Here is a 12,254-nt window from a genome sequence, read left to right as displayed (position 1 = left end):
CGCGAGCAGCGCGGCGACCGCCGCCGACGCGCGGTGCTCCTGCCACCCGAGCTCGGGGTCGCCGTGCAGGCGGTTCGACAGCGCGACGAGGTCGGCGTCGATGCGCTCGCGCGCTGCGGCGATGCGCTCCTTCAGCGCGTCACTCATCGCCGGGCACTCCGTACGAGGGCGCGGCCGACGGGTCGATTCCGCGGTCGACGTACGCGTCGCGCTGCGGCAACCAGACGTCGAGCGCTCGGCGCAGCTCGGCGATCGGGTGCTCCGACCAGTCGACGCGCAGGTCGGTGACGCGCCAGCCGGCGTTCGCGACGACCGAGATGCCCGCGGAGTGCACGGGCCCCGCCTCGCCGCCCGCCTCGATCGCAGCCTCCAGTGCTGCGAGGAGCCGCTGCTCGATCGGGCCCGTCGCGGCGAGCGCCGTCTCCACCAGCGCGTCGAGCACATCGAGGCCCGCGAGCATGTTGCCGCCGGCGACGGCGTTCTCCCGCTCCGCGGAGCCGAAGACGCCGAGCGCCTGCGCACCCGAGTAGACCGCGGTGCGACCCGCGGCATCGAGCACGAGCAGCTGGCGGTAGGCGATCGAGGCGTCGTCGGCTGCGGAGACCACGGCGCTGAGGGCCTCCGCCGCCGGGTCCCCCGCGCGCAGGCGATCGAGGAGCCGATGGCCGAGCCGCGGGTCCGTGACGTTCTGCGAGTGGGCGCCGCCGACGCCGTCGGCGAGGTTCACGCAGCGCGCCGCCACCGCGGGGGAGGACGAGGAGATGGCCGATCCGAACTCCCCCGACTCGGGGTCGCGCAGCAGCAGTGAGAAGGTCATGCGTTCACCGCTCGCTCAGCACGGCGGTCGCGTCGATCTCGACGAGCCACTCGGGTCGGGCGAGGGCCTGCACGACGATGCCGGTCGAGACGGGGTGGACGCCGCGCAGCCACTTGCCGACAGTGCGGTAGACGTCTTCGCGGTAGCGCGGATCGACGATGTAGATGGTGATCTTCACGATGTCGGCGAGCCGGCTGCCCGCCTCCGCGAGCAGCATCTCGATGTTGGCCATCGCCTGCTCGGTCTGGGCGGCGACGTCGCCGATGCCGACGGATTCGCGGGTGTCGAGGTCCTGTCCGATCTGCCCGCGCAGGTAGACGACGCCGCCCGCCACGACCGCCTGGCACAGATCGTTGTCGAGGTTCTGCTCGGGGTACGTCTCTTTCGTGTTGAACTTGCGCAGACGCACGTGGGTCGTTTCCGTCACGGGATCCTCCTCGTCGAGTGGCGCTCGCGCGCCCGGCTTCACTTCATTCTCGAAGCGCCCTCGGCATCTGTAAAATAGCTAAAAGTTACGCACGTCATCTGTCGATCAGATCGTGCCGAAAGCGCCGCGAGGGCGCGCGTTCGAGCGAGGAGGCCCGGCATGGCGCAACGATTCCCCATCACGCTGACGCAGCTCGTGTACTTCGCCGAGTGCGCGAAGACCCTGAACATGACGGCGGCGAGCGCCGAGCTGCACGTCGCCCAATCGGCCGTGTCGACGGCGATCACGCAGCTGGAGCGCTCGCTCGGGGCGTCGCTCTTCATCCGCCAGCACTCGAAGGGGCTCATTCTGACGCCCGCCGGCGAGACCCTGCTGCGCGACGCCCATCGGCTGTTCGGTTCGCTGCACAGCACGATCGACACGATCCGGGCCGACCAGAACCACGTGCAGGGCGCCATCACGATCGCCTGCTTCACGACGCTCGCTCCGTTCGTGCTCCCGCGGCTGCTCAGCGAGCTGCGCGATGCGCACCCCGAACTCGAGGTGACGGTGCGGGAGGGGGACCACGCCGAGTGCCTCGCCGCGCTGCGCGACGGCAGCGCCGAGCTCGCCGTCACGTACGACCTGCCGAGCGGCGACGGCATCGAGAACACGCGGGTCGCGGAGTTCCGGCCGTACGTGATCCTCGCGCGGTCGCATCCCCTCGCCTCCCGCGAGCGCCTCGCGCTCGCCGAGCTCGCCGACGAGCCGTTCGTGCTGCTCGATCTCCCGAGCAGCACCGACTACTTCGTGCGCATCCTCACCGAAGCGGGCATCACTCCGAACCTGCGCTACCGCAGCCGGAGCTACGAGACCGTGCGCTCCATGGTGGCGATGGGGCTCGGCTTCTCGATCCTCAACCAGCGACCGCGCACCGCGCAGACGTACGCGGGCGCCGAGACGGTCGCCGTCGAGATCTCCGACGACGCTCCGGGCCTCACCCTGGAGGTCTCGTCGCTCGCGCAGGTGCGGCGCACGAGCCGCGGGCGCGCGGTGGAGCAGGCGATCCGCACCCTCTTCACCCCCGCCTGACGATCCCCAAAACCGATCACTCAGCGGAGCGCGATCTGCCAGAGCGATCGAGTGCACCGCGAACGTGTATTGGCGCACCACTCCCCTCGTGCGGTTGTCTGAACTGCACCGGGCCGCCCCGACGCCCGGAGCGCACCGGAGGCATCGCCCGGAGCGCGTCAGCAGCGAAGCGACGCGAGTGGAGAAGTGACGTATGACGAGCCAGCAGATCGAGGACACGGAGGTCCTCGTCGTCGGAGCCGGCCAGGCCGGCGTAGCCATGAGCGAGCACCTGTCGCGGCAGGGCATCGCGCACATCGTGCTCGAGCGCCGCCGCATCGCCGAGCGCTGGCGGTCGGAGCGGTGGGACTCGCTCGTCGCGAACGGCCCCGCCTGGCACGACCGCTTCCCCGGCATGGAGTTCGACGACGTCGACCCCGACGCGTTCGCCCCGAAGGATCGCGTCGCCGCCTACTTCGAGGAGTACGCCCGCCGCTTCGCGCTGCCGATCCGCACCGGCGTCGACGTGACGCGCGTGCGCAAGCTCGCCGGCGAGCCCGGCTTCCTCGCCGAGACCACCTCGGGGGCCATCCGCGCACGCTACGTCGTGGCGGCGACCGGCGCCTTCCAGAACCCCTCCATCCCGCCGCTGGTCCCCGCCGACGCGGGCGTGCACCAGCTCCACTCGAGCGCCTACCGCAACCCCGAGCAGCTGCCCGACGGCGGCGTGCTCGTCGTGGGCGCCGGCTCCTCCGGCGTGCAGATCGCCGACGAGCTGCGGCGATCCGGCCGAGACGTCGTGCTCGCCGTGGGCCCGCACGACCGGCCGCCGCAGCGCTACCGCGGCCGCAACTTCGTCTGGTGGCTGGGGGTGCTCGGCAAGTGGGAGGCGGCCGCTCCCCCGCAGGGCGCGGAGCACGTGACCATCGCGGTGAGCGGCGCGAACGGCGGCCGCACCATCGACTTCCGCGAGCTCGCCGCATCCGGCATCACGCTCGTGGGCCGCGCGAACGCGTACGCGAACGGGGTGCTGCGCTTCGGCGCCGACCTCGCCGCGAACATCGCGCGCGGCGATGAGAACTACCTGTCGCTGCTCGACGAAGCCGATGCGTACATCGAGCGGAACGGGCTGGACCTGCCCGAGGAGCCCGCCGCCCGCGAGTTCGGCCCCACCCCCGAGTGCGTGTCGCACCCGCTGCTTGAACTCGACCTCGCCGAGCGCGGCATCACGTCGATCGTGTGGGCGACGGGGTTCACCGTCGACTACTCGTGGCTCGAGGTCGACGCGTTCGACGAGCGCGGGCGACCGCTGCAGCAGCGCGGCGTCTCGGTCGAGCCGGGCGTCTACTTCCTGGGCATCCCGTGGCAGTCCCGCCGCGGGTCGAGCTTCATCTGGGGCGTCTGGCACGACGCGAAGTACGTGGCCGACCAGATCGCCATCCAGCGCGGATACGTCGCATACACGGGCGACTCGTTCGCGGCGGGGGCCGGCGCCGAGTCCCCGCCCACCGGCCGAGCCCCCGTCGAGATCGCGTACTCCGGGTAGGGACTCGGCGCGGTCGGGGGGACTCGGCGGAATCTTCCCCCGGCTGTCAGACGGTGAAGTCGCTCGCCGCTCGCGCCGTGGTGATGCTCTTCATGAGGTCGATCACCGGCAGGTGGTCGGGGTGCGAGGCGTACTCGGCGAGACCGGCCTCGTCGTCGAAGTCGGCGATCAGCGTCAGATCGTAGTTCGCGCCGTCGAAGAGCTCGTTGCGGTGCACGGAGAGCGCGCGCACCGACGGCACGAGCGATGCGAGCGGCTCGATCGCCGCGATCGCCCGAGCGGCGTGCGCGTCGCGCTCCTCGCGGGTCTCTCCGGCGAACTTCCAGCTGACGATGTGGCGCAGTGCCATGGCGGCTCCTTGAGGGTGTCGGGGTGGGGCGGGCGGTCTATCGGCGGCGCAGAGCGCGCAGCGGGTTGCGGGCGGCCTTCGTCGCGGCCGCGACGAGGCGATCCGGATCGACGCGCCAGATGGCGTGCCGTCGGCCGTCGATCTGCACCACGGGAATGTGCTCGGCGTGCGCCTCCGCGAGCGCCGCATCATGCGTGATGTCGAGCTCCTCGACCGCGACCGCGATGCCCGCAGCGTCGAGCCGGCGCCGCGCCTCGTCGACCGCCAGGCGGGCGTCGTCGCAGAGATGGCAACCGGGCTTGCCGATCAGGGTCAGGCGAACGGGAGACATGATGCTCCGATTCTACGTTCACCGCGCCCGCGCAGCCCACCGCGCCCGCGCAGCCCACCGCGCCCGCGGCCTTCCGGGCATGCGAAAGGCGCCGACCCCGCGGGGTCGGCGCCTTCCCTCGGCGATCCGTCTCGCGACGGCTCCGATTACTTCTTGTTGCGGCGCTGGTGACGCGTCTTCCGAAGCAGCTTGCGGTGCTTCTTCTTCGACATGCGCTTGCGACGCTTCTTGATTACTGAACCCACATTAACCTCACAACGTCTCTCGGGCCGCTGGGAGTCGGGGCCCATAAAACATACATCTTAGCTGGCGTCGGTCGCAGATGCGAACCGAGCGGTGCGGGCCGCTGCGGCACGAGCCGTCGCGAGCCGCCGCGATCCGGCACCATGCGGTGCGCGCAGCCCGTCAGCCGCGCAGTTTGAAGCGGGCGACGAGCTCCTTCACCCGGTGCTCCGCGCGAGCGGCGGCGCGGCCGATGCGCTCCGCGGCGGCGGTCGCCTCCTCGGGCAGCACCTCGTCGAACTCGTCGTCCATGCCCGGCCCGGGCACGCGCTCGCCGCTCTCCGACAGGTATTCGACCGTGACCTCCGTCTCGAAGCCCGCCGAGAGGAAGGGGATCACGAAATCCTCGATCATCTCGAGCGGCTCGGGATCGAGCGAGTAGTAGCGGTGCTGCCCCTTCTCGCGCACGACCACGAGCTCGGCCTCGCGCAGCACCTTCAAGTGCTTCGACACCGTGGGCTGACTGATGCCGAGCCGGCTCACGATCTCCGAGACGCTCATCTCAGCGCTCTGCACGTGCTTTTCGAGCAGCGCCTGCAGAATGTCGCGACGCGTGGCGTCGGCGATGACTCCGAAGATATCTGGCATAGCCACCAGAGTAGCCGCAGCGGTCCCGATCCGCGCTCGATCCCGGCACCCCGGAGCGACCGCGTACGCGCGAGCCGCCGCGCGTGTGTAGCATGACAGCATCGAATCGAGGCCGGTACGCTCCTCGGTTCTCGCCATCGCCCGAAAGCAGGAGTCGTGAGGACACGCGCTGCGAGCGTCCGGTTCACCGGATTGCTCTCGCTGAAGTCATGGATCGGCAGCATGATCCACTCGTCGCCCGCACGTGTGGCGCTGCTGGTCTTCACCGCATTGATCCTGGTGTGGACGGCGCTCCTCTCGCTGCCGATCGCGAGCCGCGCGCGCGAGGTGACCCCGCTCGCCGATGCGCTGTTCACCGCGGTCTCGGCGATCTGCGTGACGGGACTCTCGACGGTCGACATGGCGACGCACTGGTCGCTCTTCGGAGACCTGCTGATCCTCGCCGGCCTGCAGATCGGCGGCATCGGCGTGCTCACCCTCGCCAGCATCCTGGGCCTCACGGTCACCCGACGACTCGGCCTGCGCTCGCGACTGCTCGCCGCCGGCGACACGAACCCGATGCGGATGGGCCGCGACGTGTCCGAGAGCCAGGCCGTCGGGCTCGGCGAGATCGGCGGGCTGCTCGCGGCGGTCGCGACGAGCCTCGTCGTGATCGAGCTGGCGCTCACCGTGTTCATCACGCCCCGCCTCATCGCCGAGGGGTACGACTTCTGGCACGCCCTCTGGAACGGGTTCTACCTCGCCGCGTCGGCGTTCACGAACACCGGGTTCGTGCCCCTGCCCGGTGGGCTGGAGCCCTTCGCCACCGACACCTATCTGCTCAGCGTGCTCGCCGTGGGCGTCTTCCTCGGCAGCATCGGCTTCCCGGTGATCTTCGCGCTCTACCGGTACGTGGTCGGCGGCGGGTGGCGCGCGCACAAGCGGCTCGGGCTGCACGCCAAGCTCACGCTGACGACGACGCTCCTCTTCGTCGTCTTCGGGTGGCTCGCGATCGCCGCGCTCGAGTTCAACAACACGCGCACCCTCGGCTCGCAGAATCTGGGGGACACGCTCTTCAGCTCGGTGTACATGTCGGTGATGACCCGCTCGGGCGGGCTCGGAGTGATGGATCCCAACGACATGAACGGGTCGACGCTGCTCGTGGTCGACATGCTCATGTTCGTCGGGGGCGGCTCCGCGTCGACGGCGGGCGGCATCAAGGTGACGACCATCGCCGTGCTGTTCCTCGCGGCGTACGCCGAGGCGCGCGGCTACAAGGACATGCAGGCGTTCGACCGGCGCATCCCCAACGAGGTGCTGCGCGTCGCCGTCTCCGTGCTCATCTGGGGCGCGACGATCGTGCTCGCCGCCTCGGTCGCCATCATGCATCTCACCGGCGAGCCGCTCGACATCGTGCTGTTCGAGGTGATCTCGGCCTTCGGCACCTGCGGCCTCTCGACCGGGCTGTCGGGCGAGCTCGACGACCCGGGCAAGTACATTCTCGCCGCCACCATGTGGGCGGGCCGCGTCGGAACCGTTACGCTGGCGGCGGCGGTCGCAGCGACGAGCCGGTCGCGCATGTTCCGCCTCCCTGAAGAAAGGCCGATCGTTGGTTGATATTCGCAGTGACGCCCCCGTGATCGTCATCGGCCTCGGGCGCTTCGGCGCCGCAACGGCGGGGCAGCTCGACCGTCAGGATCGCGAGGTGCTGGTCGTCGACACCGATTCGGCCCTGGTGCAGAAGTGGGCCGACCGCGTCACCCATGCGGTGCAGGCCGATGCGCGCTCGATGGAGGCGCTCAAGCAGATCGGCGCCGACGAGTTTCAGATCGCCGTCGTCGCCACCGGAGCGTCGATCGAGTCGAGCGTGCTGATCGCCGCGAACCTCGTCGATCTCGGGGTGCCGCAGATCTGGGCGAAGGCCATCTCCATCTCGCACGGCAAGATCCTCGAGCGCATCGGCGTGCACCACGTCATCTACCCCGAGCGCGAGGCGGGCGAGCGCGTCGCGCACCTGCTGAGCGGCAGCATGCTCGACTTCATCCAGTTCGACGACAACTACGTGATCGCGAAGATGTACCCGCCGCGCTCCATCCGGGGCCGCTCGCTCAGCGAGAGCGGGGTGCGCACCCGGTACCGGGTCACCGTCGTCGGCGTGAAGACGCCGGGGCAGCCCTTCACGCATGCGACGCAGGAGACGGTCGTCTCGCGGCACGACCTCATCATCGTGAGCGGCACCGCCGCAGACGTGGAGCGCTTCGCCGCCATCGGCTAGGGCTGCCGGCGCAGCGCGCACCGCTGCGCCGGGCGTGTTGGCACTCGGGCGCCGAACCGGGTAGGTTCTCCCGCGGGGGGTGGTTTTCCTACTGAACCACCGGAGTGCGCAATGCTCAACGACCCCCTGCACGACACCAGCGGCCTGCGCGGCGCCCGAGCGAGAGCCGGGCGCGCAGCCGCTGCGAACGCACGACCGCGAGATCCGCAGCGCATCGTCCCGCCGCTGCTGTACCTCCCCGTGCGACTGCTGCCCGATGGCTCGCGGATCGCCGAGCGGTTGCGCACCACCGACGAGCGCGTCGCCCTCCTCGCGTTCACGGCGCTCGATCGGCTCGTCGACTCCTGCGGCGCGTCGCAGGCCTGGGCCGTCGTCGAGGTCGTCGCACTCGATGCGCTGCAGGCCGAGCAGCCGTTCGACCTCGTCGCGTTCGACCCCGACATCCCGATCGAGCTGCTCGAGGGAGGGCGCCTGTCATGACGAGCCTGTCGATCGACCGAGACGCGGTGGTGCCGCTCTTCGCGAAGATGGAGCGCAGCGGCGAGGATCTTCGAACGTCGCTCTCCTCGACCCCCTCCGCTGCGGACGCAGGCGAGGCATCCGCCTCAAGGCGAGATTCGACCCGAACCTTCGCCCTCCGCTGATCCGATGAGCGCGCGCACTGCCCGGGGCCCATCGCGCATGCTGCGGTTGCCCGCTGTCGGCACCGACGCACGATTCATCGACGGTGGCGGAGCGTTTCGTGCACGGCAGTGCTTTGCAGCTGTCTTCTTCGTCGTGACGGGCCTCTACTTCGTGGCATGCCTGCTCAGCGATCCCGAAGGCTGGCATTTCGCCGTCGCACCATACTTCGTCGTGAATGCAGCGATTGCGCTCGCCTTGACCTGGGCGACGCACCGGGTGGCCGCGCGGCCGCACCGCATTCGCTACTTCACGCGCGCAACCGGCCTGTGGATCGGCTACCCGCAGCCGATGCACCGCTGCATCGCGTCCCTCCTGCTCTTCAACGGCCTCCTCGTGGGCATCGCCAACGCCGTGTACACCTGGGAGTTCTTCGTCGTCGCGGGGAGAAGCGCGATCGATCTCCCACGGCTCGCCTGGGGAGTCCTGGCGGTCATTCCCCTCAGTGCGTACGGACTGGCTCAGCTCGCACGGCACCTGCGCCTTCCCCCGGGCGTGCGCCTCGAGGAGCGAGGACTGACATTCACGAGTTCGCCCTTCGAGCGGACTCCATCATGGGAGGAGATCGCAGACATCGAGGCAGTGAACACGGGCAAACCGCGCCTCGTCATCGTCGAGACCAACGGCCGGCGGAGCAGCGTCAGAGCTCTGGAGGTCGGCTCAGACCCGGTGACGGTGGCCGCGATCCTGCAGTTCTTCCTGCACCGCCCCCAGCACCGCGGCGCGCTCGCCGATCCCCAGCAGGCGATTCGCTGCTTCCTCACCCATCGCCAGGACCCGACGTGACGCGGCGCCGCTTCCTGAACGGCCGCTCCCGGAACGGCCGCTCCCGGAACGGCCGCTCCCGGAACCGCCGCTCCCGGAACGGCCGCTCACTCCCCCCGCTCGATCTCCTCCGACCGGCGCACGTTCGCCGCGAGCGCGCGGTCGAACAACTCCGCCCAGCCGCCGCGCTGCAGCTCCAGCACCGCCTGCTCGGTGGTGCCCTTCGGGCTCGTCACCTTGCGGCGCAGCGTCTCCGGGGTCTCGTCGCTGTGCGCCCAGAGCTGCGCCGCCCCGACGATGGTCTGCTTGACGAGGGTGCGGGCCTGATCCTCATCGAACCCGGCGCGCTCCGCCGCCGCAGTCATCTCCTCCGCGTAGAGGAAGATGTAGGCGGGGCCCGATCCCGAGACCGCGGCTACCGCATTGATCTGATCCTCGCGCACGATCAGCGCCTCGCCCACGGTCGCGAACATGCGCTGCACCAGGGCGACCTGCTCCTCGCTCGCCGAGGCCCCGCCGGCGATGCCCGTCGCGCCGAGCCCGATGGTCGATGGCGTGTTCGGCATCGCGCGCACCACGGCCACGCCGTCGGGCAGCTCCGCCTCGATCGCCGCGCTCGTCACGCCCGCGGCGACGCTCACCACGACGGCGCCCGGCTCGAGGTCGCCGGCGATCTCGCGCACCACGTCGCGCACCATCCACGGCTTCACCCCGAGCACGACCAGTGCGGCGCCGCGCACCGCCCGACGGTTGGCCTCCGGATCCCGCTCCGACGACAGCGCCGTCACGTCGCCCGCACCGGCGAACGCCTCCGCGCTCGCCTCCGACCGGGTGGTCACGGCGATGGGGCGCTCGATGTCGACCTCGGGCGCGCGCAGACCGGCCAGGATCGCACCGCCCATCGAACCGACCCCGATCATCGCGGTGCGGGGCAGTCGGGAGTGGTCGGGGGTGCGGCCCGGCGCGCGGGTGCCGTCAGCAGTCGTTTCGTCCATTCCCCCAGTGTATGGAGGGCCGCCGACAGAATGCGGGCCCCGACCTTGTTCGCTTCCGTGCCGCTCCGATCCGACGCGCGTCATAGACTTGGGCCAGCAATTCGGGCACACGGGGTCCAACACGGGAGGCATCTGGAATGAGCGCGACAGGCGGCAGCAAGGCGATCATCGCGGCACTACTCGCCAATCTGGGGATCGCGGTGACGAAGTTCATCGCCTGGGCCTTCTCGGGCTCCTCCTCGATGCTCGCCGAGGGGGTGCACTCGCTCGCCGACTCGGGCAACCAGGTGCTGCTGCTCATCGGCGGCAAGCGCGCGCAGCAGCAGGCGGACAAGGAGCACCCGTTCGGGCACGGCCGCGTGCGCTACGTCTACGCGTTCGTCGTCGCCATCGTGCTCTTCTCCATCGGCGGCGTGTTCTCGGTGTACGAGGGCATCTCCAAGATTCAGCACCCGCACGCCCTCGAGGTGTGGTGGCTGCCGCTGCTCGTGCTCGCCATCGCGATCGTGCTCGAGAGCTTCTCGCTGCGCACGGCCATCCGCGAGAGCCGCCCCCACAAGGGCACGTCGAGCTGGTTCCAGTTCATCCGCCGTTCGAAGGCGCCCGAGCTGCCCGTCGTGCTGCTCGAAGACATGGCGGCGCTGCTCGGCCTCGTCTTCGCGTTCATCGGGGTCGGCCTCACCGTGCTCACCGGCAACGGCCTGTTCGACGGCATCGCGACCGTCGCCATCGGCGCGCTGCTCGTCGCCGTCGCCATCGTGCTCGGCGTCGAGGTGAAGAGCCTGCTGGTCGGCGAGGGCGCGAACGACGACGACGTCGCCAAGATCGAGACCGCCCTGCTCAAGTCGCAGGACGTCAACCGCATCATCCACATGAAGACCCTGTACCTCGGCCCCGACGAGTTCATGGTCGGCGCGAAGATCGACATCGCCCCGACCAAGACCATGAACGAGGTCTCCGTCATCATCAACCTCGCCGAGCGGCGCGTGCGCGAGGCCGTGCCCGCAGCGCGCGTCATCTACATCGAGCCCGACGTGTACCTCGACCCGAACGCCGACACACCGTCGACGAGCTCCATCGTGATGCTGTCGAGCGACTGACGCCGCCGACGCTCACGCCGTGCGCGGTGCACGCACCGTTCACCGTGCAGCCACCGCACCGCTCCTTCCCGGTCACCGCGCACTTCTAGCGTGGGGTCTCGGATCGGCCGCCCGTTCACGGGGCGAGTCCGCACGCGCCTCCCGGCGATCCGAACCCCATACGTTGGAAGGAACACCCGTGACCTCTCGCGCCATTCTGCGCTCCGCCGCCGTGATCACCGCCCTGCTCATGGGCGGATCGCTCGCAGCCTGCTCCACGGCGAGCAACGCCGAGGGCGGCTCGGAGACCGACGCCGCCACCGCCACGAGCGCCGCAGACTTCGGCGGCATGGATGCGCTCGTCGCCGCCGCTCAGGAGGAGGGCGAGCTCAACGTCATCGCGCTCCCCGAGACCTGGGCCAACTACGGCGAGATCATCACCGGCTTCGAAGACAAGTACGGCATCACCGTCAACTCCGCATCGCCCGACGCGTCGAGCGCCGAGGAGATCCAGGCCGCCGAGAACCTGCAGGGGCAGGACACGGCGCCCGACGTCTTCGACCTCGGCAGTGCCGTGGCGCTCGAGAACGTCGACAAGTTCGCGCCCTACCAGGTCGAGACCTGGGACGACATCCCCGACGCGAACAAGGAGGCCACCGGCCTCTGGGTGAACAACTACTCGGGCATCATGTCGATCGGCTACGACTCGGAGAAGCTGCCCGAGCCGCAGGCGATCGACGACCTGCTGGGCGACGACTACACGGGCTCCGTCGTGCTCAACGGCGACCCGACCCAGGCCGGCGCCGCCTTCGCCGCGGTCGGCTCGATCTCGTCGCTGAACGGCGGCGGCGTCGACGACTTCGGGCCCGGCGTCGACTTCGTCGCCGAGCTGCGCGACGCGGGCAACCTGCTGACCGTCGACCCGACGCCGGCGACGATCGCCTCGGGCGAGACCCCCCTCGTCTTCGACTGGTCGTTCAACAACATCGCGGCCGCCGCCGACAAGCCCGGCTGGGAGACCACGGTGCTCGAGGGCCCCGCCTACGTCCCGTTCCACCACGACGCCCACAACCAGGACCCCACCGACCCA

15 protein-coding genes are annotated in these 12,254 nt (G+C 70.1%); 8 read left to right on the top strand and 7 right to left on the bottom strand.

The annotated features are described in order from the left end of the window. Nucleotides 1-139: 139 nt before the first annotated feature. The gene (locus tag NS354_RS11035; protein WP_058594536.1) at nucleotides 140-817 is read right to left on the bottom strand and encodes a DUF1028 domain-containing protein; all 678 of its coding nucleotides are present in this window, start codon (nucleotides 815-817) and stop codon (nucleotides 140-142) included. 4 nt (nucleotides 818-821) lie between these two features. Further along, the gene (locus NS354_RS11030) at nucleotides 822-1,244 is read right to left on the bottom strand and encodes a RidA family protein (protein ID WP_058594537.1); all 423 of its coding nucleotides are present in this window, start codon (nucleotides 1,242-1,244) and stop codon (nucleotides 822-824) included. A 159-nt stretch (nucleotides 1,245-1,403) separates the two neighbouring features. Between NS354_RS11030 and NS354_RS11025 the strand changes: the two genes are divergently transcribed. Both NS354_RS11025 and NS354_RS11020 read left to right on the top strand, forming a co-directional pair. Beyond that, the gene (locus tag NS354_RS11025) at nucleotides 1,404-2,315 is read left to right on the top strand and encodes a LysR family transcriptional regulator (RefSeq protein WP_058594535.1); all 912 of its coding nucleotides are present in this window, start codon (nucleotides 1,404-1,406) and stop codon (nucleotides 2,313-2,315) included. A 193-nt stretch (nucleotides 2,316-2,508) separates the two neighbouring features. Next, a complete protein-coding gene (locus tag NS354_RS11020; protein WP_058594534.1) occupies nucleotides 2,509-3,840 on the top strand; it encodes a flavin-containing monooxygenase in 1,332 nt (443 codons plus the stop codon). A gap of 46 nt (nucleotides 3,841-3,886) precedes the next feature. On the opposite strand, the gene NS354_RS11015 is transcribed toward NS354_RS11020, so the two are convergent. From NS354_RS11015 to NS354_RS11005, 4 genes are all read right to left on the bottom strand, one after another. Continuing rightward, complete coding sequence (locus NS354_RS11015; protein WP_058594533.1) at nucleotides 3,887-4,189, bottom strand: Dabb family protein; 303 nt, start codon at nucleotides 4,187-4,189, stop codon at nucleotides 3,887-3,889. Nucleotides 4,190-4,226: 37 nt separating this feature from the next. Next, nucleotides 4,227-4,520, bottom strand: coding sequence for a glutaredoxin family protein (locus NS354_RS11010; protein ID WP_058594532.1), 294 nt, complete (start codon nucleotides 4,518-4,520; stop codon nucleotides 4,227-4,229). A 146-nt stretch (nucleotides 4,521-4,666) separates the two neighbouring features. Further along, nucleotides 4,667-4,765 (bottom strand): 30S ribosomal protein bS22, encoded by a 99-nt coding sequence (locus NS354_RS13215; protein WP_005504750.1) that lies wholly within the window; start codon nucleotides 4,763-4,765, stop codon nucleotides 4,667-4,669. A gap of 160 nt (nucleotides 4,766-4,925) precedes the next feature. Next, nucleotides 4,926-5,390, bottom strand: coding sequence for an ArsR/SmtB family transcription factor (locus tag NS354_RS11005; RefSeq protein WP_010155961.1), 465 nt, complete (start codon nucleotides 5,388-5,390; stop codon nucleotides 4,926-4,928). Between the two features lie 222 nt (nucleotides 5,391-5,612). Between NS354_RS11005 and NS354_RS11000 the strand changes: the two genes are divergently transcribed. From NS354_RS11000 to NS354_RS13645, 4 genes are all read left to right on the top strand, one after another. Beyond that, nucleotides 5,613-6,986 carry a TrkH family potassium uptake protein gene (locus NS354_RS11000; protein ID WP_058594531.1) on the top strand — a complete coding sequence of 458 codons (1,374 nt, stop codon included), beginning with the start codon at nucleotides 5,613-5,615 and terminating at the stop codon, nucleotides 6,984-6,986. Then, on the top strand, nucleotides 6,979-7,644 hold the full coding sequence (locus NS354_RS10995) for a potassium channel family protein (RefSeq protein WP_058594530.1): 666 nt from the start codon (nucleotides 6,979-6,981) through the stop codon (nucleotides 7,642-7,644). The genes NS354_RS11000 and NS354_RS10995 overlap by 8 nt, the downstream gene beginning before the upstream one ends. 111 nt (nucleotides 7,645-7,755) lie before the next feature. Beyond that, the gene (locus NS354_RS10990) at nucleotides 7,756-8,124 is read left to right on the top strand and encodes an SAV_915 family protein (protein ID WP_058594529.1); all 369 of its coding nucleotides are present in this window, start codon (nucleotides 7,756-7,758) and stop codon (nucleotides 8,122-8,124) included. 168 nt (nucleotides 8,125-8,292) lie between these two features. Further along, entirely contained in the window at nucleotides 8,293-9,111 is an 819-nt protein-coding gene (locus NS354_RS13645; protein ID WP_193750768.1) for a hypothetical protein, read from the top strand. A gap of 86 nt (nucleotides 9,112-9,197) precedes the next feature. Here NS354_RS13645 and proC read toward each other — a convergent pair whose 3' ends face one another. Further along, nucleotides 9,198-10,085: a pyrroline-5-carboxylate reductase gene (proC, locus tag NS354_RS10980; protein ID WP_058594527.1), complete on the bottom strand. Its 888-nt coding sequence runs from the start codon at nucleotides 10,083-10,085 to the stop codon at nucleotides 9,198-9,200. A 137-nt stretch (nucleotides 10,086-10,222) separates the two neighbouring features. Here proC and NS354_RS10975 point away from each other — a divergent pair, with 137 nt between their 5' ends. Continuing rightward, the gene (locus tag NS354_RS10975; RefSeq protein WP_058594526.1) at nucleotides 10,223-11,185 is read left to right on the top strand and encodes a cation diffusion facilitator family transporter; all 963 of its coding nucleotides are present in this window, start codon (nucleotides 10,223-10,225) and stop codon (nucleotides 11,183-11,185) included. Between the two features lie 178 nt (nucleotides 11,186-11,363). Next, nucleotides 11,364-12,254 (top strand): ABC transporter substrate-binding protein (locus NS354_RS10970; RefSeq protein WP_058594525.1); only part of this gene is annotated, 891 nt, incomplete at its 3' end.

The sequence above is a fragment of the Leucobacter chromiiresistens genome (assembly GCF_001477055.1).
Lineage (GTDB): Bacteria > Actinomycetota > Actinomycetes > Actinomycetales > Microbacteriaceae > Leucobacter > Leucobacter chromiiresistens_A.
Note: the sequence above shows the minus strand (reverse complement) of the source record. Positions and strands in the feature narration are given on the sequence as shown.

Excerpts from the sequence above, each read along its gene's own strand:
- NS354_RS11035 (WP_058594536.1), bottom strand. The coding sequence starts at position 817 with ATGACCTTCTCACTGCTGCTGCGCGACCCCGAGTCGGGGGAGTTCGGA.
- NS354_RS11025 (WP_058594535.1), top strand. The coding sequence starts at position 1,404 with ATGGCGCAACGATTCCCCATCACGCTGACGCAGCTCGTGTACTTCGCC.
- NS354_RS11020 (WP_058594534.1), top strand. The coding sequence starts at position 2,509 with ATGACGAGCCAGCAGATCGAGGACACGGAGGTCCTCGTCGTCGGAGCC.
- NS354_RS11015 (WP_058594533.1), bottom strand. The coding sequence starts at position 4,189 with ATGGCACTGCGCCACATCGTCAGCTGGAAGTTCGCCGGAGAGACCCGC.
- NS354_RS11010 (WP_058594532.1), bottom strand. The coding sequence starts at position 4,520 with ATGTCTCCCGTTCGCCTGACCCTGATCGGCAAGCCCGGTTGCCATCTC.
- NS354_RS11005 (WP_010155961.1), bottom strand. The coding sequence starts at position 5,390 with ATGCCAGATATCTTCGGAGTCATCGCCGACGCCACGCGTCGCGACATT.
- NS354_RS11000 (WP_058594531.1), top strand. The coding sequence starts at position 5,613 with ATGATCCACTCGTCGCCCGCACGTGTGGCGCTGCTGGTCTTCACCGCA.
- NS354_RS10990 (WP_058594529.1), top strand. The coding sequence starts at position 7,756 with ATGCTCAACGACCCCCTGCACGACACCAGCGGCCTGCGCGGCGCCCGA.
- NS354_RS13645 (WP_193750768.1), top strand. The coding sequence starts at position 8,293 with ATGAGCGCGCGCACTGCCCGGGGCCCATCGCGCATGCTGCGGTTGCCC.
- proC (WP_058594527.1), bottom strand. The coding sequence starts at position 10,085 with ATGGACGAAACGACTGCTGACGGCACCCGCGCGCCGGGCCGCACCCCC.
- NS354_RS10975 (WP_058594526.1), top strand. The coding sequence starts at position 10,223 with ATGAGCGCGACAGGCGGCAGCAAGGCGATCATCGCGGCACTACTCGCC.